This window comes from Streptosporangium sp. NPDC004631, assembly GCF_053601935.1.
The window spans coordinates 301635-320744 of sequence record NZ_JBSGCR010000002.1; the positions used below are offsets into that span (position 1 = coordinate 301635).

At 70.9% G+C, this 19110-nt stretch carries 15 protein-coding genes; 12 read left to right on the plus strand and 3 right to left on the minus strand.

Going from position 1 to position 19110, the window contains the following annotated elements:
* Positions 1 to 81 precede the first annotated feature (81 nt).
* The 12 genes from ACWEF2_RS02995 (at position 82) to ACWEF2_RS03050 (ending at position 16488) form a co-directional block, all read left to right on the plus strand.
* Positions 82 to 954 (plus strand): (Fe-S)-binding protein, encoded by an 873-nt coding sequence (locus tag ACWEF2_RS02995; RefSeq protein WP_453811323.1) that lies wholly within the window; start codon positions 82 to 84, stop codon positions 952 to 954.
* Positions 951 to 2360, plus strand: coding sequence for a lactate utilization protein B (locus ACWEF2_RS03000; protein WP_453811324.1), 1410 nt, complete (start codon positions 951 to 953; stop codon positions 2358 to 2360). Before ACWEF2_RS02995 ends, ACWEF2_RS03000 begins: the two co-directional genes overlap by 4 nt.
* A gap of 86 nt (positions 2361 to 2446) precedes the next feature.
* On the plus strand, positions 2447 to 3061 hold the full coding sequence (locus ACWEF2_RS03005) for a LutC/YkgG family protein (protein ID WP_453811326.1): 615 nt from the start codon (positions 2447 to 2449) through the stop codon (positions 3059 to 3061).
* A gap of 138 nt (positions 3062 to 3199) precedes the next feature.
* On the plus strand, positions 3200 to 4027 hold the full coding sequence (locus ACWEF2_RS03010) for a sirohydrochlorin chelatase (protein ID WP_355598932.1): 828 nt from the start codon (positions 3200 to 3202) through the stop codon (positions 4025 to 4027).
* Between the two features lie 117 nt (positions 4028 to 4144).
* Entirely contained in the window at positions 4145 to 5242 is a 1098-nt protein-coding gene (cobT, locus tag ACWEF2_RS03015; protein ID WP_453811425.1) for a nicotinate-nucleotide--dimethylbenzimidazole phosphoribosyltransferase, read from the plus strand.
* A 152-nt stretch (positions 5243 to 5394) separates the two neighbouring features.
* Positions 5395 to 6627: a uroporphyrinogen-III C-methyltransferase gene (cobA, locus tag ACWEF2_RS03020; protein WP_453811329.1), complete on the plus strand. Its 1233-nt coding sequence runs from the start codon at positions 5395 to 5397 to the stop codon at positions 6625 to 6627.
* Positions 6624 to 9767 (plus strand): GTPase, encoded by a 3144-nt coding sequence (locus tag ACWEF2_RS03025; RefSeq protein WP_453811331.1) that lies wholly within the window; start codon positions 6624 to 6626, stop codon positions 9765 to 9767. Before cobA ends, ACWEF2_RS03025 begins: the two co-directional genes overlap by 4 nt.
* Complete coding sequence (locus tag ACWEF2_RS03030; protein ID WP_453811333.1) at positions 9764 to 11404, plus strand: GTPase; 1641 nt, start codon at positions 9764 to 9766, stop codon at positions 11402 to 11404. Before ACWEF2_RS03025 ends, ACWEF2_RS03030 begins: the two co-directional genes overlap by 4 nt.
* A 138-nt stretch (positions 11405 to 11542) precedes the next feature.
* Positions 11543 to 12121 carry a single-stranded DNA-binding protein gene (locus tag ACWEF2_RS03035; protein ID WP_453811335.1) on the plus strand — a complete coding sequence of 193 codons (579 nt, stop codon included), beginning with the start codon at positions 11543 to 11545 and terminating at the stop codon, positions 12119 to 12121.
* Between the two features lie 857 nt (positions 12122 to 12978).
* Complete coding sequence (locus tag ACWEF2_RS03040; RefSeq protein WP_355598926.1) at positions 12979 to 14277, plus strand: GGDEF domain-containing protein; 1299 nt, start codon at positions 12979 to 12981, stop codon at positions 14275 to 14277.
* A 26-nt stretch (positions 14278 to 14303) separates the two neighbouring features.
* Positions 14304 to 15968 (plus strand): energy-dependent translational throttle protein EttA, encoded by a 1665-nt coding sequence (ettA, locus tag ACWEF2_RS03045; RefSeq protein ID WP_453811337.1) that lies wholly within the window; start codon positions 14304 to 14306, stop codon positions 15966 to 15968.
* A 100-nt stretch (positions 15969 to 16068) separates the two neighbouring features.
* Positions 16069 to 16488, plus strand: a complete 420-nt coding sequence (locus ACWEF2_RS03050; protein WP_453811339.1) for an acyl-CoA thioesterase — start codon at positions 16069 to 16071, stop codon at positions 16486 to 16488.
* Positions 16489 to 16760: 272 nt separating this feature from the next.
* On the opposite strand, the gene ACWEF2_RS03055 is transcribed toward ACWEF2_RS03050, so the two are convergent.
* The 3 genes from ACWEF2_RS03055 to ACWEF2_RS03065 all read right to left on the minus strand — a co-directional run bounded on the left by ACWEF2_RS03055 (position 16761) and on the right by ACWEF2_RS03065 (position 18964).
* Entirely contained in the window at positions 16761 to 17159 is a 399-nt protein-coding gene (locus tag ACWEF2_RS03055; protein WP_453811340.1) for a globin, read from the minus strand.
* A gap of 20 nt (positions 17160 to 17179) precedes the next feature.
* Positions 17180 to 18082: a mechanosensitive ion channel family protein gene (locus tag ACWEF2_RS03060; protein ID WP_453811342.1), complete on the minus strand. Its 903-nt coding sequence runs from the start codon at positions 18080 to 18082 to the stop codon at positions 17180 to 17182.
* 597 nt (positions 18083 to 18679) lie between these two features.
* Positions 18680 to 18964 (minus strand): hypothetical protein, encoded by a 285-nt coding sequence (locus tag ACWEF2_RS03065; protein ID WP_355598921.1) that lies wholly within the window; start codon positions 18962 to 18964, stop codon positions 18680 to 18682.
* Positions 18965 to 19110 lie beyond the last annotated feature (146 nt).

Genomic DNA, 19110 nt, shown 5'->3' on the forward strand with positions numbered 1-19110 from the left:
ACGACCGGCAGACCGGTGCCCCGGACGGAGGCGAGCGTCGCGGCTCGTACAGTGGCCTGACCAGATGGCGGAAGGAGCGCCGTGCGCGTCGCCCTGTTCATCACGTGTGTGAACGACACGCTGTTCCCCGGCACCGGGCGGGCGGTCGTGACACTGCTGCGCCGCCTCGGCTGCGCCGTCGAGTTTCCCCCGGCCCAGACCTGCTGCGGCCAGATGCACGTCAACACCGGTTACCCCCGGGAGGGTGGGCGACTGGCCCGGCACTTCGTGGACGTCTTCGCCGGATACGACGCGGTCGTCACGCCGTCCGGATCATGTGCCGCGATGGTCCGCGAGCAGTACCCGAAGCTGGCCCGCGATCTCGGTCTCGGCGCCGCCCCCTCCGCCGCTTCCCCCGCCGTTTCCCTCGTCGGTTCCTCCTCCGGCCCTGCCTCCTCCGACGGCTCCGGTTCCTCCGACGGCGGAGGTGTCCCCACGGGCACGACGGTCTCCTCCGGCACGGCCGGCTCGTTCGCCGACGCGGTCGCCGAGACGGCGCCCAGGGTGTACGAACTCTCCGAATTCCTGGTGGACGTTCTCGGAGTCACCGATGTCGGCGCCTACTTCCCGCATCGGGTGACCTACCATCCGACCTGTCACTCCCTGCGCGGCCTGCGCCTGGGAGACCGCCCCGCCCGGCTGCTGGAACAGGTCAGGGGGCTGGAGCTGGTCCCGCTGCCCGACGCCGACGAGTGCTGCGGCTTCGGCGGCACCTTCGCGGTGAAGAATCCGGCGATCTCCGCCGCCATGTGCGCCGACAAGGTGCACAACGTCGCGACCACCGGTGCCGAGGTGCTCTGCGCCGCGGACAACTCCTGCCTGATGCACATCGGCGGCACCCTCAGCCGCCAGCGCGCCGGGATCCGTACCATGCATCTCGCCGAGATCCTCGCCGCGACGGAGCCCGTCCGATGACCGGCGGCACCTTCCTCGGCATGCCGGCCTTCCCGGTGAACGCGGCGGCGGCCGTACAGGACTCCCAGCTCAGGTTCAACCTCCGCAGGGCCACGCACACGATCCGCGGCAAGCGGGCCTCCGCGGTCGCCGAGCTGCCCGACTGGGCGGAGCTGCGGACCGCGGGGAGCCAGATCAAGGACCACACCCTGCGCAACCTGGACCGCTACCTGCTCCAACTGGAGGAGGCGGTCACCGGGGCGGGCGGGCACGTGCACTGGGCGGCCGACGCCCAGGAGGCCAATCGGATCGTGGCCGGGCTGGTCAAGGCGACCGGGGAGACCAGTGTGGTCAAGGTCAAGTCGATGGCCACCCAGGAGATCGGCCTCAACGAGGCACTCGCCGCCGAGGGCGTCACCGCCTACGAGACCGACCTGGCCGAACTGATCGTGCAGCTCGGCGACGACCTGCCCTCGCACATCCTGGTCCCCGCGATCCACCGTAACCGTGCGGAGATCCGCGAGATCTTCCGGTGGAGGATGGCCGCCTGGGGACGTGCGGCCCCCGACGGGCTGACCGACGATCCGGCTGCCCTGGCCGAGGCCGCCCGGATCCACCTGCGAGAACGCTTCCTGTCCACCAAGGTCGCGATCTCCGGCGCGAACTTCATGATCGCTGAGACCGGCACGCTGGTGGTGCTGGAGTCCGAGGGCAACGGCCGGATGTGCCTGACCCTGCCCGAGACGCTGATCAGCGTGGTCGGCATCGAGAAGGTGCTGCCGGGCTGGCGGGACCTGGAGGTCTTCCTCCAGCTGCTGCCCAGGAGCTCCACCGGCGAGCGGATGAACCCCTACACCTCCACCTGGACCGGCGCGGTCGAGGGGCAGGAGTTCCACCTCGTCCTGCTCGACAACGGCCGCACCGGGGTCCTCGCCGACGAGGTCGGCCGGCAGGCGTTGCGCTGCATCCGCTGCTCGGCCTGCCTGAACGTCTGTCCCGTCTACGAGCGCGCCGGAGGTCACGCCTACGGCTCGGTCTACTCCGGCCCGATCGGCGCGATCCTCACCCCGCAGTTGCGCGGTATGACCTCGGAGCTGGACGCCTCCCTGCCGTACGCCTCGACGCTCTGCGGTGCCTGCTTCGACGCCTGCCCGGTGGCGATCGACATCCCCGAGGTCCTGGTCCACCTGCGGGGCAGGGCGCCTCATCCACGGGCCGAGCGCCTGGGCATGCGCGCCGTCGGCTGGGTGCTCGGCGACCCGGGGCGGCTGGGACGTGCCGAACGGCTGGGGGCCCGGCTGCGCCGGTTCGCTCCCCGGCGCCTGCCGGGCTCGCTCTCCGCCTGGACCGACACCCGTGACATCCCTGACATTCCCCCCGAGTCCTTCCGTGACTGGTGGGGCCGTACCGACGGGGGTGCCCGTTGAACGGCGGCGCGGGCGACCGGGAGCCGGAATCGCGCCTCCGGATGACCGGACCGGCCGCGCCGGACCGGCTCGGGAGGGGCACGGCCGTGACGGGCAGGGAGCTGATCCTGTCGAGGATCCGCGCCGCGGTGGCCTCGGCGCCGGACGTCGAGATCACCCGCGCCTACCGCACACCGTCCGGCGCGGCGGGCGCCGAGGCCGGCGTGGCGGAGCTGTTCGCGGAGCGGGTGGCCGACTACCGGGCCGTCGTGCACGTGGTGGGGGAGGACGGCGTGGCCCGGGCGATCGCGGCGGCGCTGACCCGGTGGGGGATCATCCGGCCCGTCGTCCCGGACGGGCTGCCCCCCGAATGGACGCCCGAGGAGTCGATCATCGACGATCCGCCGTTGAGCGCGGCGGAACTGGACGCGGCGCGGGGGGTGGTCACCGGCTGCGCCGTGGGGATCGCGGAGACCGGCACGATCGTGCTGGACGCCGGCCCCGGTCAGGGGCGGCGGGCGCTGACCCTGGTGCCGGACCACCACCTGTGCGTGGTGCGGGCCGGGCAGATCGTGGCGGGAGTGCCCGAGGCCGTCGGACGGCTCGATCCGGCCAGGCCGCTCACCTGGATCAGCGGTCCGTCGGCGACCAGTGACATCGAGCTGAACCGGGTGGAGGGCGTGCACGGCCCCCGCACGCTGGAAGTGGTGATCGTTCTCTGACCGGAGGCCGGGCCGCTCCGGCTCGGGCGATATCGGATCCGATTTATGCTTTCGTTACCTGTCCATGCCCTCCCATTATCGGATATCCTCGCGAGTCGCGACTGCGTAACCCCAGGTCAAGGTCATTGGAGTCCCTCTATGAAGCCCCCGCTGCTGCTCATCGGGCAGGGCTCACACGATGACAACGGATCCGTTGAGTTCGGCAGGTTCATCCACCGGCTCCGCTGCCGGCTGGACCAGACCGCGGCCGACGTCTCCGGTGGATACATCGCCAGGTCCAGGCCGCGTCTCAGCGACTCGGTCGCCTCACTGGTCGCGCGGGGACACCACCGCATCGTGGCGCTGCCGCTGAGCCTCACCGGTGACGTGCGGATCGACACCGACATCCCCGCGGCGCTGGCCCGGGAGCAGGATCGTCACCCCATGCTCACCTGCGACCACGGCCGTCCCCTCGGCTCCGACCCCCGCATCCTGGCGCTGCTCGCCGAGCGCCTGGCCGACGCCGCGGCCGAGGTCGCCAGCCTCCGCCTGGTTCCCGCGGCCGCCGGGTCGTTCGACGACGAGCCCGAGCACATCGAGATCGGTGAGACCGCGGTGGTCCTGGTGGGCGACGGCTCCACCACCCCGGCCACCAACGCCGACGTGCACCGCGTCTCCCGGCTGTTCTGGGAGACGCACGCCCACGAGTACATGACGGTGGAGACCGCCTTCGTCTCCCTCACCCCGCCCGGCGTCCCCGGCGGCATCGAGCGCTGCCGCCGCCTCGGCGCCAAGCGTGTGATCGTCGTGCCCTACCTGCTGTTCGCCGGTGGCGTGCTGGACCGGGTCTGGGCCCAGGCCATGGCCTACGCCGCCGGTCATCCGGACCTGGACGTCCGCTGCGCCGATGTCATCGGTGACTGCGAGGGGCTGGCGGATGTGGTCGTCGAGCGCTACGAGGAGGCGCTCAGCGGCGTCGTCTGGTGATCCTCCCGGACACGGTGATCCCGGGCTCCGGCCGCTATGACCGCTATGACCGCTCCGGATGGTTTCGAGCGCTGGATGACATGACCGTTCCAGGGGTTTCACGGGAGACTGATGGGCATGACCATCCTTGAGCAGACCGTCGCCGCGATCCGGCCCGCCGACCCGGCGGCCCTCGCCGAGGCGCGGGCCCACCAGGACAGCCTGACCAAGCCCCGGGGTGCGCTGGGCGTGCTGGAGGAGGTGGCGGTACGGCTGGCGGGGGCCGCCTCGGCCAGCCCGCCGCCGCTCCCGGTCCCGGCGGCTCTGGCGATCTTCGCGGCCGACCACGGCGTCCACGCCCAGGGGGTCAGCCCGTGGCCGCAGGAGGTCACCCTGCAGATGGTCGGGAACTTCCTCGCGGGCGGTGCGGTGGCCAACGCCTTCGCGGCCCAGGTCGGCGCCTCGGTGACGGTCGTGGACGTCGGGGTGGCCGCCGACCTCGCCCCCGCGCCGGGCCTGACGATCAGCAAGGTCGCCTACGGCACGGCCGACCTGTCCCTGGGCCCGGCGATGACCGCCGGGCAGGCGGTCGCCGCGCTGGAGGCGGGGATCGCGACCGCCCGCGACCTGGTGGAACGGGGAGCCCGCTGCCTGATCACCGGGGACATGGGCATCGCCAACACCACCGCCTCGGCCGCTCTGATCTGCGCGTTCACCGGGCAGGACGCGGCCGTCGTGACCGGCAGGGGGACCGGGGCCGACGACGAGACCCTGGCCCGCAAGGTCGAGGTGGTCAGGCGGGCGCTGCGGGTCAACGGCCTGCGGCCGGGAAAGAGCGGTGAGCCGGGGCCGGACGGTTCCGCGCTTTCGGCGCTGGGCACGCTGGCCGCGGTCGGCGGCCTGGAACACGCGGCGATCGCCGGGTTCATCCTGGGCGGGGCGGCCCTGCGAGTGCCGGTCATCCTCGACGGGGTCATCGCGGGATCGGCCGCGCTCGCCGCGGCGGCACTGGCGCCCGACGTGGTCGACCACTGCGTGGCCGGTCACCGTTCCGCCGAACCCGGCCACGCCGTCGCGCTCGGTCACCTCGGCCTGCGTCCCCTGGTCGAGCTGGAACTCCGGCTCGGCGAGGGCACCGGGGGGCTGCTCGCCCATCCGCTGGTCTGCGCGGCCGTCAGGGTCATGCACGAGGTGGCGACCTTCGACTCCGCCGGGGTCACCGACAAAGAGGGCTGACCTGCGGAAGGCTTGGGTCCGGCGGGTGCGCCAAGGCCGGTGTCCTTGGCGCGTTGTTAACACGGGAGCAACGAACGACGGAGTATTAGCCGGTAGGTTTACCTCCTAACACGCCATGCTCACAATCCAGTGCGAACGGGAGATCTGTCACCATGTCGCCCTACCTGCTCGGTCTGCGTCTCTCCGGGCGGCGGGTGCTCGTCGTGGGAGGTGGGCGCGTCGCCCAGAGACGGGTCCCGGCGCTGCTGGAGGCCGGAGCCCTGGTCACCATCGTCTCGACGAGTGTCACGCACGCCCTCGACGATCTCATCGCGACCGGCCGGGTGGTCTGGGAGGCCAGGCCGTACCAGGTCGGTGACGTCGACGGGGCCTGGCTCGTCCAGGCGTGCACCGACGACCGCGCGGTGAACACCGCGGTCGCCGCGGAGGCCGAGGCCAAGCGGATCTGGTGCGTGCGGGCCGACGACAAGGACGCCTCGGCCGCCTGGACCCCCGCCGGCGGAAGAGTGGGTGAGATCAGCGTGGCGATCACCGCCGGGGGCGACCCCCGACGGGCCGCCGGGATCCGGGACGCCGTCGTGGAGGCGCTCCGCGACGGTACGGTCGACGCCCGGCGGAACCGCACCAAACCGGTCGGTGTCGCGCTGGTCGGCGGTGGCCCCGGCGATCCCGGCCTGATCACGGTCCGGGGGCGGCAACTGCTCGCCCAGGCCGACGTGGTCGTCGCCGACCGCCTCGCCCCGCAGGCGCTGCTCGACGAGCTCTCTCCGGACGTCGAGCTGATCGACGCCGCGAAGATCCCCTATGGCCGCTACCTGGCCCAGGAGAGGATCAACGAGCTGTTGATCGAGCACGCGAGGCGGGGCAGGTTCGTGGTCCGTCTCAAGGGGGGCGACCCCTTCGTCTTCGGCCGGGGCGGAGAGGAGATGCTGGCCTGTGCCCGTGCCGGCATCCCGGTCGTCGTGGTCCCCGGCATCACCAGCCCGGTCGCCGTGCCCGCCGCGGCCAACGTGCCGGTGACCCACCGCGGCGTCAGCCAGGAGTTCCATGTGATCTCGGTGCACGTCCCGCCCGGCGACCCCCGGTCCACCGTCGACTGGTCGAACCTGGCGAGATCCGCCGGAACACTGGTTCTCATGATGGCGGTTGAACGAATCCAGCCGATTGCCAAAACACTCATACAAGAGGGACGTTCGCCGGAAACTCCCGTAATGGTGGTACAGGACGGTACTCTTCCCACCCAACGAGCTCTTCACGCTACGTTGTCCACCGTAGCTGAGCGCGTGACCGCGGCTGGGATTCGGCCACCTGCGATCGTGATCGTCGGCGATGTCGTGAAGGTCGGCCAGGAGGTCGAGATGGTTCGAGCGGAGCGGGTACCGTGAAATCGGCTGCCAACAGACCCACTCATTCGAGCGAGCGCGACTCCAGCCTCGCCGGCGCCCCCCAGGATCCGCCGGATGACACCGCGCCGGACGACGCCGAGTCCCTCGGCGAGCAGACGGTCACCTTCCGCGCGATCCGTCCCGACGACACGGCACCCCCTCGCGCCACCCCCTCGCCGCCTGCGCCCAAGAGGCAGGAGACCGGCGACGCCGGAGACAACGCCTCTCCACAGGTGGACGACGCCTTCGCGGCCTTCCGCGCGGCGGCCGAGGCGGCCATTTCGTCGGTGAACGAGGTGGCGGCGGCCGCTCAGCGGAAGGACGTCGCCGTCTCCTCCGGCGGAGGTGACGCCGCGCGATCCGAGGGCGGGGGAGGCGCCGCCTCCCAGGAGCGAGGCGCGACCCCCTCCGCGCTCGGAGACAGGGCTGCTTCTCGCAAGGGTGCCACCGGGCCTGCCGGTGCCGGGTCCGCCGGTGAGACCGGGGCCGCGGGCAAGGCCGGAACTGCCGCCGGCAGGGGGGCCACGGCCTCCTCGGGAGACGGCGCCCACATCGGCCGGAGTGCCACCGCCGCCCAGACGGACAGGACCGTTCCCTCCCAGACCGGTGGAGGTGCCTCCCCTCCCCTGAGAGCCGTTGCCGAGCCGGTGCGCGGGGGTGCCGCTGTTTCACGCGGGGAGGACGCCGGGTCTCCGCCGGTGGACGACGCCTTCGCGGCCTTCCGCGCGGCGGCCGAGGCGGCCATTTCGTCGGTGAACGAGGTGGCGGCGGCCGCTCAGGGCAAGGACGCCTCCACCTCGTCGTCCAAGGACGGGGACGTCGCCGCTTTCCAGGCGCCCGCCGCCTCTCGGAGGGCGGCCGCCTCCCGGGAGGCCTCGGTCTCTCAGGAGGTCGACGCCCCTCAGGAAACCGTTGCCCAGGAGACCACTCCTCAGGAAACCACCTCTCGGGAAACCGGCGCCCCCGAGGGGACCGGTTCCCCCGCCCCCGTCGACGGGCCGGCCTCCGAGGAGACACGTGCGGGTGCTGGCGAGGACGCCGAGATCGCGACCGGTCTCTCCACGGGCCCCGGTACGGCCGGGGCCCCGGGAGAGACGGAGGGCGGCGGTCCCGGCGGCGACGCCCCCGGCGCCACCCCCGACGACGCTTCTGACGCTTCCGGGGCCACCCCCGACGCCCCCGGCGACATGTCCGGCGACGTCCCCGGCGCCTCCGGCCTCTCCGGCCGAGATGACGTCTCCCACGGGGATGACGTCTCCGCCGGAGAGGCGGACGCGGGTTCGGACGAGAGCGCCGTCCTTGTCGGGGACTGCGATGGATTCGACGCCGATGAGCACGGTGACGGCGAGCAGGACGGTGGCGAGCGGGACGGCGCCGATGAGCACGGTGACGGCGAGTGGGGCGGCGAGGAGTGGGGCGGCGGGGCCGAGGGGGCGGGGAGCGACCGGGTACGGGAGGTGCCGCTGCCCGAGGCCGTCTCCGAGGCCCTGACCAACGCGCTCGCCTCCCTGCGCGACAGCGTCACCGACCTCGGCTTCGGCCTGGACCTTCCCGGTGCCGAGGAGGCCAGGCGGGCCCAGAGCGAGATCCTGGCCCAGCTCGACGACTACGTGATCCCACGGGTCCACATGAGCATCGCGCCGGCGCTCGTGGTCGTCGCGGGTTCCACCGGCGCGGGCAAGTCCACGCTCCTCAACACCCTGGCCAACGCCACGGTCAGCGCCACCGGTGTGCGGCGCCCGACCACCGGCACCCCGGTCCTCGCCTGTCACCCAGACGATCATGAATGGTTCGCCGAGGGGGACCTGCTGGGCAGCCTCCGGCGGCGGGAGGCGCCCGGCTCCAAGGTGGAGCCCGGCAGCATCGTGCTGGTCTCCACCGAACGGCTCCCGCCGGGGGTGGCGCTGCTCGACACCCCCGACATCGACTCGGTCGTCGAGGAGCACCACGAGATCGCCCACCGCATGCTCGACGCGGCGGACCTGTGGATCTTCGTCACCACCGCGGCCCGCTACGCCGACGCCCCCGCCTGGCGGCTGCTCCGCCTCGCCAAGGAGCGCGGGGCCCGGCTGGCCATCGTGCTGTCCCGGGTGCCGCCGAGATCCCGCGAGGTGGTCACCAAGCACTTCTTCAGAATGCTCGCCGAGTACGGCCTCGGAGAGGTCGACCGGTTCGTCGTCAACGAGAGCAGGGTGATCGACGGCATGCTCCCCGACCACGAGGTCACCGAGCTCCGGCTCTGGCTGACCGAGCTGTCGGTGGACGATCAGCGCCGGGCGCAGGCCGTACAGGAGACCCTGTCGGGGACGCTGGACAGCTTCCGCACCCGGGTTCCGGCCCTGGCCAGGCAGCTGGAGGTCCAGGTGGCGTTCAGGCGTGATCTCCGTGGTGATGTGGACACCGCCTACGCCACCGCGCTCGCCGAGATCGAGGAGGCGACCAGGAACGGCTCGCTGTTGCACGGCGAGGTGCTCGCGCGCTGGCAGGACTTCGCGGGGGCGGGTGACCTCATGAGGGCCCTGCACCTGCGTAAGCCGGGCCGGTTCGCCGGGAAGGCGAGCCACCAGGCCCCCGAGCGGCTCAGCGCGCTGAAGTCGGCGCTCCGGGCCGGGCTGGAGTCCGTCGTCGTCTCCGCGGCGGAGCGCGCCGCCGAGGAGGCGGTCTCGCGCTGGCTGCACCGTCCCGGTGGGGAGTCCCTGGCCGCCACCGCGGGCCTGGGCCGTGCCTCCGACGACCTGCTGCGCAGGACCAGCCGGGCCGTGGGCGGCTGGCAGGACCACATCATCGAGCTGATCCGCACCGAGGGCGTGACCAAGCGGTCGGTGGCGAGGCTCGTCTCGTTCGACGTCGAGTCACTGGCACTGATCTTCGTGGTGGGGCTGCTCGGCTACGGTTCCACCGAGGCGGAGGGCCCCGGCACCGGCGGCCTGCCGCAGCGGCTGGTGCACGCGCTGCTGGGCGCCGAGTCGCTGCGCACCATCGGGGCCAGGGCCCGCAGTGATCTGCGTGCCCGGATCGCCACGCTGTTCGACGATGAGACGTCGCGTTACGTCCAGGCCCTCGACGGCGCGGGCATCCCCGACGAATCCGCCGCCACCCGCCTCTACCAGGCAACGTACAACCTTGAGGTCGCCCGATGAGTGTTGGCACCACCCAGACTCGCCAAGGTCTTGACGGCAGGCTCACCGCGCTGGCACGGATCGTGGAGCTGGGACCGGGCAGGGTCGACCCCATGTTGCTCACCGAGTCCGGGCAACTACTGCTCCGCGCCGGTGACAGGCTCAAGCTCTCCGCCGACCACACCGTGGTCGCGCTCGCCGGCGGTACGGGCAGCGGCAAGTCCACGCTGTTCAACTCGGTCTCCGGCCTTGAGCTGTCGCCGACCGGGGTCCGCCGCCCGACCACGGCGCGCACCCACGCCTGTGTCTGGGGCCTGGAGGGTGCGGGCCCGCTGCTCGACTGGCTGCAGATCCAGTGGCGGCACCGTTTCGCCAGGGCCAGCGCCCTGGACAAGGGCGAGAGCCGGTTGCACGGGCTGATCCTGCTCGACCTGCCCGACCACGACTCCATCCGGGCGCTCACCGACACCGAGGCCGACCGGCTGATCCAGGTCGCCGATCTCGTCGTCTGGGTGCTCGACCCGCAGAAGTACGCCGACGCCTCCACCCACCGGCGCTACGTGACCGAGCTGGCCGGAAGCGAAGCAGTGACGATCTTCGTGCTCAACCAGGCCGACCGGCTGACCTCGGACGAACTGGCCGAGTGCGTCGCCGACCTGGACGGCCTGCTCCGCCGCGAGGGGGTCGACACCCCCGTCATCGTCACCACCACCGCGATCACCGGGGAGGGGGTGGACGACCTCAAGTCCGTCCTGGCCGAGACCGTGGCCAGGCGCAGGGCCGCGATCCAGCGGCTGACGGCCGACCTCGACCGGCTCGCGCTCCGCCTGATGAAGATCGAGCCCGCCGACGGGACCCCGGCACCCCCCTCCTCCATCGACGACGCCCGCCGGATCGGTCTCACCGACGCGCTCTGCGACGCGGTCGGTGTGCCCGCCGTCGGTGAGGCCATGGAGAACGTGTACGGCGTGCGCTCCATCGAGTGGGTCGGCTGGCCGTACACCCGCTGGCTGGCCAGGCTCCGCCCCGATCCGCTCAACAGCCTGCGCCTAGGCGACCTCAGGGACGAGATCCGCGGCCTCACCGGCGGTTCGGTCAGCGCGCAGGCCGCCGAGGTGGACAACGCGGTGCGGGCCCTGTCCGACGGCCTCACCGCCGGGATGCACGAGGCGTGGCAGACCGGGATCAGGGACGCCGCCCGCTCGCACGCGGCCCAGCTGCCCCAGACCCTCTCCGCGGAGCTGTCGGAGGTCGCGCCGAGGCTGGACCGGGTTCCCGGCTGGTGGCGGCTGCTCCTGGTCTGGCAGTACCTGCTGGTCCTGCTCTTCCTGGCGGGGATCGCCTGGTTCGGTACGGCTCTCGCCTACGGCGTGTTCGGCGCCGGGAGGCCGCCGGCGGGCCTGGCGATGTTCGCCGACGCGGCGTCGCTGCCCTGGCTGGGGCTGATGATCCTCTCCGTTCTGGGGCTCGGCCTGCTCACCGCGGTGGCCGGCCGTAACCTCGTCATGCTCGGTGCGGGCAACGAGCGCGACCGGCTCGAACGGGAGATGCGCCGCAGGGTGGCGGGGGTGGCGTCGAGAGCGGTGATCGAGCCGGTGGAGCACGAGCTGGCGAGATACAACGAGTTCTACTCCGCGCTGCGGGGCGTGCGGGGCTGATCCCGCGCTTGTCCACAGCTCCGCCGCGCGAGCGCGCGGTAATCCACAGAGCGTCGTTCGGTGGCCCGTGCCCGAGGTGGCACGGGCCACTCTGTCCTCCACAGCCGGGTACTCCGCCCGCTCTCATGGGAGGCCACGATGAACGACATCCATGTCACGCTGACCGGTAACGTCGCCGCTCCGCCGCGCCAGCACACCTTCCCCGACGGTTCGCGCGTCACCTCGCTCAAGGTCGCCTCGACAAGCCGTTACTTCGACCGGGCGGCCCAGCAGTGGTGTAACGGTGAGACGACCTACTTCGGCGTCCGCTGCTTCCGGGGGCTCGCGGACAACGTCGCCCAGTCGGTCCGCGTGGGCCAGCCGGTTGTCGTGCAGGGACGGCTGCGGATCCGTGAGTTCACCCACGAGGGGGAGCGCCGTTTCATGCCCGAGGTGGAGGCCAACTCGCTCGGGCACGACCTGCGCTGGGGCCTGGGAAGCTTCAGCAAGCCGCAGCGGGGTGGGACGGTCCCGACGCTGGGGCGCGACCAGCGGACCGAGCTCGACCGGGGGACACATGACTGGGCCATGGGGGGCGTGACCTCCGCCGAGACCCCTCCACCGGCCCCCGCCCCGGTCGGGGAGATCGGGAAGGCCGGGGAAGACGGGGAGAACGCGGGGGAGGCGGAGGCGGAGGACGAGACGCCGTGGCCTGCCGAGGTGCGGGCGGTGGCCTGAGGCGACCTTGGACGATCTGAGGCGCGGGCCCTGGGCGGTGGGTGCTCCCGGGCTCGTCCGTCGCGTCTTCGCGCCTGATGAAGCCGAGGAGGAGGGCCTGCCGGGACCGGAAAAACGGGCTGGGAGGCGCTGAAGGGGAGGGGCGGCGGAGGACCGGAGGGTGCCGGAGGGGAGGATGCCGGAAGGTGCAGAAGGGGAGGGGCGGCCGGAAGGTGCCGGAAGAGGGGGTGCGTCGAAAGAGAACGTACGGGGAGGGACGTGCCGGAGGGGCTGAAACGAGGGCATGAGACGGGAGGGGCCGGCAGGAAGGCGGGAGGGACCTGAAAGGGGAGGGGAGGGGGCATCGGCCAAGCCTGGCCGGTGCCCCGCCGGAAGAGCACGGTGGCACCGAGGGGATGGGCCGATGGACTTGCCCTTTTCAGATGCCCAGAGCATCCGTTAGGTCCTGTCCCGCAGACCTTGCCTGTCCTGCAGATCGGCCCGGTGATGCGTCGCCCGCCCCGGTGGGAAGCCGCAGTGTGCTGCGGCGGCCGGGACATCCCCGGAACACCATGGCGAACGCGAAGTTTGCGGAGTGTTTTCGCAGGTTGGGGTGGCAACGCCATACGGCGAGGCCTGGGCGGGCGCGGTAGGCGGAAGATCGCAGGCAGAAAGGTCTATGGGACAGGGCCTAGGTCCAGGTCACGCCCCGCAGCATGGCTGCTCCTTTCCCACATGGTCCGCTCTCCGGGAGAGCGATTTGCAACAGTGAGCCACCAGATGAGTGGACCCCACTCCGTCAAGGTAGCGGTTCCCATCGCGCGGCGCACACTCCGCAACTATCGTGTTACACATCGTTAGTCGGAGAAGGGGACGACATGGCGGCACCCAGTCACACCTCGGTCAAATCACGCGAGACCGTGACGACCTTGGCCGATCGGTGGCCCATCCTTGGACAGCGCCGTCCGCTGGTTGTCTATCTTTGCGGCATCGTTGCCCTGGATCTGGTCGCAATCGGATTTTTCGCTGCATCCAGCGATTTCCACTGGCATGATCTGCTCACCTTCGTCGCGCTGATGGCCTGCGGCGCCGTCTGCATCGAGGCGACCCGCAGGCTCGGCATGCCCGCCGGTGTCTCCCGAGACCTGCTGTCCGCCTGGTGGCTGCCCGCCGCGCTGCTGCTGCCGCCGGTCTACGCGCTTCTCGCACCCATTCCGCTCCAGATCCTGCTGCAGAAACGGGTGCGTGAGACGGTCGTCTACCGGAGGGTCTTCAGCTCGGCGGCGATCGGCCTGGCCGGTTGTGCGGCCTCGGTGCTGTTCCACGCCCTTGTCGGCGACCTGACCGTCCTCCCCGCGGGGACCGGCGAGCCGATCCTCGTCGCCATCGGCTGCGCCGTCCTGTTCACCGTGCTCAACACCGCGCTGATCGCCATCGCGGCGCACACCGCCGCCCCCGACAGCCGCTGGCGGGACGTGCTGTGGAACCGCGAGAGCCTGCTGCTCGACGTGGTCGAGCTCTGCCTGGGCGTTATCGTCGCCATCGCCTGCGGGCTGAACCTGGCCCTGCTGGTGCTCGCCCTGCCGCCGGTGGTGCTGCTCCAGCGCAGCCTGCTCCACGCCCAGCTGCAGGCGGCGGCCCGTACCGACGCCAAGACCGGCCTGCTCAACGCCGCGGCCTGGCATCGTGAGGCGGACACCGAGATCGTCCGGGCCCGCCGTACGGGCGAGACCCTCGCCCTGCTGATCGTCGACATCGACCACTTCAAACGGGTCAACGACACCTACGGTCACCTGGTCGGCGACCAGGTCCTGGTCGGGGTGGCAAACACCATCCGAGGCCAGCTGCGCGACTACGACGTGGTCGGCCGCTTCGGCGGTGAGGAGTTCGTCGTCCTGCTGCCCCGGGCCGACGTGACCGAGGCGCGCAGGGTCGCCGAGCGGCTGCGCTCACGTATCGGGCGGATGGCCGTCCCGGCGGACGACAACATGATCACTGTGACGATCTCCGTGGGTGTCGCGATCATGAGCATGCACGGCGACGACCTGATCGAGTTGCTCGCCGCTGCGGACCTGGCCCTCTACCGGGCCAAGGAGCTCGGCCGCGACCGGATCTGCCTGCCCGCCACCGCCGTTCCCCCCGCCAGACGGCCCGGCCCCGAGGCCGCCCCTAGCTAAGCCCAGCAGGGCCTAAGCTAGAAGGCATGCCGGAGTACATCTACACAATGCAGCGCGTGCGCAAAGCGCATGGTGACAAGGTCGTCCTTGACGATGTGACGCTGTCGTTCCTGCCGGGCGCGAAAATCGGCGTTCTGGGTCCCAACGGCACCGGAAAGTCGACGCTGCTGAGGATGATGGCGGGTCTGGAGCAGCCGTCCAACGGCGATGCCCGGCTCATGCCCGGCTTCACCGTCGGCATGCTCCAGCAGGAGCCCCCCCTCAACGAGTCCAAGACCGTGCTGGGCAACGTCGAAGAGGGCGTCGCCGAGACCAAGGGCATGCTCGACCGATTCAACGAGATCGCCGAGCTGATGGCCACCGACTACAGCGACGAGCTGCTCAACGAGATGGGCAAGCTGCAGGACGCGCTTGACCACCGCAACGGGTGGGATCTCGACAGCCAGCTGGAGCAGGCGATGGACGCCCTCCGCTGTCCTCCGCCGGACGCCGACGTCACGCTCCTCTCCGGTGGTGAGCGGCGCCGGGTCGCGCTCTGCAAGCTGCTGCTCGAACAGCCCGATCTTCTCCTGCTCGACGAGCCCACCAACCACCTCGACGCCGAGAGCGTGCAGTGGCTGGAGTCACACCTGGAGAAATACCCCGGGACCGTTCTGGCCGTCACCCACGACCGTTACTTCCTGGACAACGTGGCCAACTGGATCCTGGAGCTCGACCGCGGCCGCTGCCACCCCTACGAGGGCAACTACTCCACCTACCTGGAGGCCAAGGCGGCCCGGCTCAAGCTTGAGGGCCAGAAGGACGCCAAGCGTAAGAAGCGCCTGGAGGAGGAGCTGGAGTGGGTCCGCTCCAACGCCAGGGCCCGCCAGACCAAGAGCCGTGCCCGTCTCCAGCGCTACGAGGAGATGGCCGCCGAGGCCGACAAGCACCGCAAGCTGGACTTCGAGGAGATCCAGATCCCGCCGGGCCCGCGTCTGGGCACCACGGTCATCCGGGCCGAGAAGCTCACCAAGGGCTTCGAGGACCGTCTCCTCATGGACGACCTCTCGTTCGACCTGCCGCGTAACGGCATCGTCGGCGTCATCGGCCCGAACGGCGTCGGCAAGACCACGCTGTTCCGGATGATCACCGGGAGCGAGGCCCCGGACGACGGGCGGATCGTCGTCGGCGACACCGTCAAGATCTCCTACGCGGACCAGAGCCGGGGCGGCATCGACCCGGCCAAGAACGTCTGGGAGGTCGTCTCCGACGGGCTCGACTACATCAAGGTCGGCCAGGTCGAGATGCCGTCGCGGGCCTACATCGCCGCGTTCGGCTTCAAGGGCCCGGACCAGCAGAAGAAGGCCGGCGTCCTGTCCGGTGGCGAGCGCAACCGGCTCAACCTGGCGCTGACCCTGAAGCAGGGCGGCAACGTGCTGCTGCTCGACGAGCCCACCAACGACCTCGACACCGAGACGCTCTCCAGCCTGGAGAACGCCCTGCTGGACTTCCCGGGCTGCGCGGTCATCACCTCGCACGACCGGTGGTTCCTCGACCGCATCGCCACTCACATCCTCGCGTGGGAGGAGGACTCGAACTGGTTCTGGTTCGAGGGTAACTTCGCCGACTACGAGAAGAACAAGATCGAGCGGCTGGGGGCCGACGCGGCCCGCCCGCACCGGGTCACCTACCGCAGGCTCACCCGCGACTGAGCCGAGTCGTCAGCCGACCGAGTCGTCAACGGCCTCCGGCACCCCGCCGTACCGGCGGACGCCGGAGGCTCGCTACCTTTCTCGTGTGTTTGGATAGAGCGTGGCCGACGCCGTGAGCAGTATCCGCCGGCACGTGTTCCCCCGGGCCGTCAGATTCGCCGACGTCGACTCGCTGGGCCACGTCAACAACGTCAGATTCTTCGACTATCTTGAGGACGCCCGCCTGGAGATGTTCCACATCGACCCCTACCGGGAGGGGGAGACCCCCTTTCAGGGGCTCGTGGTGGCCAGGCACGAGATCGACTACCGGCGTCCCCTCACCTTCCGCGCCGATCCGGTCCGGGTGGAGTCGTGGGTGACCGAGGTCCGCCCGGTCCGGTTCACCCTCAACCACGAGATCCGTGACGACGAGGAGATCTTCGTCCAGGCCCGTTCGGTGATCGTCGCCTACGACGTGGAGAAGGCGGCCCCGCGCCGGCTGGACCGGCACGAACTCGGCTACCTGGGCCGCTACCAGTAGACGGGTGACCGGATGGCCTGGGTGACGGGGCTTGCTCCGGCCCCTCTCCGGAGCCCGGAGAGGGGCCGGTGGCCGCGGCGGGGATCTCCGATCCGCTGCCGGGGAACCTCCGCCGGTCGGCCTCACCCGACGGCAGGCGTTGCCGGATGCCGGCCGGATCGCCGACGCCGTCTCCTGAGGCGTCGGCGGGGCTGCGAACGTGGACTCCGTGGACGACGGGACCGCGCCGCCAGGGGTTTCCAGGTGCTTCGACCGCCCTGGTCCGGCGGGTTTTACACGCCGGGGGCGTTGACCATGCTGTGCGCCGCGTAGACGAGGTAGTCCCACAGACGCTTCTGGTGCTCCTCGGGGAGCTCCAGTGCGACCACGGCGTCGTGCATGTGCCTCAGCCACGCGTCGCGCTCGACCGGGCCGATCACGAACGGGCTGTGCCGCATCCGCAGCCGGGGGTGCCCTCGCTGCCGGCTGTAGGTGTTCGGACCGCCCCAGTACTGGATCAGGAAGAGGGACAGCCGGTCCTCGGCCCCGTCGAGGTCGTCCTCGGGGTAGAGCGGCCAGAGCAGCGGGTCTTCCACGACGCCCTGGTAGAAGCGGTGGACGAGACGCCGGAAGGTCTCCTCGCCGCCGACGGCGTCATGGAAGGACTGGGGTTCCTCGGGGATAGCGGACACGCCTCCAAGCCTAAGCGACGTCAGGCGGCGATCGGGATGGCGGCCCGATCCAGGGCGGACTTGACGCGGACGCGCAGCTCACGGCCGACCTCGGCCTGCCGGGAGGGGATCGTCTTGGCGCTCACCCGGAAGACGACGGCCGTGTCGGAGATCTGTTCGATGCCCCAGACCTGCGGCTCCTCGACGATGACGGAGTCACGGAAGGCGGCGTCCTTCCACAGCTCGTCCGCGACCTCCTTGAGCAGGTCGCGGACCGCCGGGATGTCGGCGGCGTAGGCGACCGGCACGTCCACCGTGGCGCGGGACCAGCCCTGGGACTCGTTGCCGACCCGGGTGATGGTGCCGTTGCGGACGTACCAGACCCGGCCGTCGGCGTCGCGCAGCCTGGTGATGCGCAGGGTGACGGCCTCGACGGTGCCGACCACGGCGGCGGCGCCGACCGTCGCGCCGACGTCGATCACGTCGCCCACGCCGTACTGGTCCTCCAGAAGCATGAACATGCCCGCGATGAAGTCCTTGACGAGCTCCTGGGAGCCGAAACCGATCGCCACGCCCAGGATGCCGACGCTGGTCAGCAGGGGGGCGATCGGGACGGAGAGCCGTTCGAGGATGGTCAGGGCCGCCGTGCCCAGAATGATGATCGAGGCGATGTGCTTGAGTACGGAGCCCATGGTCTCGGCCCGCTGCCTGCGCCGTTCGGCCACGATGGCGTCGAGACCGTCGAGGGGCGTCGCCTCCTTGCCGCGCAGCCGCCCGGCCAGGGAGGGGCGGTCGGAGGAGGCACGCTGCACGATCCGGCCGATCAGCCGGTGGGACATGTTGCGGAGAACCAGTGCGACGACCGTGATCAGCACGACCGCGATCAGCCCGGCGATCAGCCCGGCGACGATGGGGGCCCAGGTTGCGGGCAGAACGGTCTGCACGAGCTCGCAGATTACCCCACCATTGGGCCCGCACGACCCGTTCGCCATGGTGTTGAGATCCAGCCAGTCGGGGATGACCGAGGGCAGAGGGGAGGGGATGACCGAAGGCAGACGGGAGGGGAGAGGTGTGGGAGTAGGTGCGGGGACGGGCGGTAACACGGAGTGGATCCTCCCGGATCGGTTCGGCGAGTAAAGGGGTAAGTCAGGCGACCTACCTATATTGCCGACCGAACCGGCCGCCGTCACATCACGCCGGGGAAGACGGGAGCGTCCGGATCCGGGGCCGCGGGGGGCGGGTTCGGAAGCTCCGGTGACAGGCGGCTCGGACGGGGCACGCACCCGGAAGCGTGTCCCGTGCCGTTTCCAGGGGGATCCCTCCGATCACCGTCCGGGGAATCCCGGACGGTAGTCTGTTGTCGTCTCTGTGCCACGTTGCCGGGTGCTCCGGTGGTCTGGACGTGCCGTCCCGTTCCGGAGCCGGCGGGGTGCCCAGCGTCCGGGAGGACGCTCCGCACCGGTCACCCCGCCGGCCTTGTGACCGCGGCAGGCGCGGTGGCCCGGACGGCTGCGACCCCGTCCGGGCCACCGTTCACCCTGTTACTCCCCCACCGCGGCGAGCACGCGGGCGACCTTGGTCGCCGCCCCTGCGGGGTCGCTTACCGTGTGCATACGCTCTCCCCAAGACCACCAGTAGTACCAGTCACGGTGGCTGGGAGCGGTCTGCGCTCGGCAGGTGACGTTCTCCGCCAGGCTGGTCGCGTTCGGGTTGATCACACGTACGAAGGCGCGGCCCGACTGGGTCCGCACCACCCGGGCGTGCAAACCTCGGGCGTCGAGCTCCGACACCAACCGCTCCAGGTGCCCGAAGTTGTCTTCCCCCAACTCGTCCCTCCTCCTGGTCTTGGCCGATCTCGTGCCGAACCGTGTTCGCTCGGTTACGCGAATCGGTGCTGGTTGGCCAAACATGACTCACCGGGCGCGATGGGTCAACGGCGGCTCATCATGATTGGGGTATGCCTTGTCCCAAG

Bases quoted from the DNA above. Each gene is read 5' to 3' on its own strand.
- ACWEF2_RS03000 (WP_453811324.1), top strand. From the start codon at position 951: ATGACCGGCGGCACCTTCCTCGGCATGCCGGCCTTCCCGGTGAACGCG.
- ACWEF2_RS03010 (WP_355598932.1), top strand. From the start codon at position 3,200: ATGAAGCCCCCGCTGCTGCTCATCGGGCAGGGCTCACACGATGACAAC.
- cobT (WP_453811425.1), top strand. From the start codon at position 4,145: ATGACCATCCTTGAGCAGACCGTCGCCGCGATCCGGCCCGCCGACCCG.
- cobA (WP_453811329.1), top strand. From the start codon at position 5,395: ATGTCGCCCTACCTGCTCGGTCTGCGTCTCTCCGGGCGGCGGGTGCTC.
- ACWEF2_RS03030 (WP_453811333.1), top strand. From the start codon at position 9,764: ATGAGTGTTGGCACCACCCAGACTCGCCAAGGTCTTGACGGCAGGCTC.
- ACWEF2_RS03035 (WP_453811335.1), top strand. From the start codon at position 11,543: ATGAACGACATCCATGTCACGCTGACCGGTAACGTCGCCGCTCCGCCG.
- ACWEF2_RS03040 (WP_355598926.1), top strand. From the start codon at position 12,979: ATGGCGGCACCCAGTCACACCTCGGTCAAATCACGCGAGACCGTGACG.
- ettA (WP_453811337.1), top strand. From the start codon at position 14,304: ATGCCGGAGTACATCTACACAATGCAGCGCGTGCGCAAAGCGCATGGT.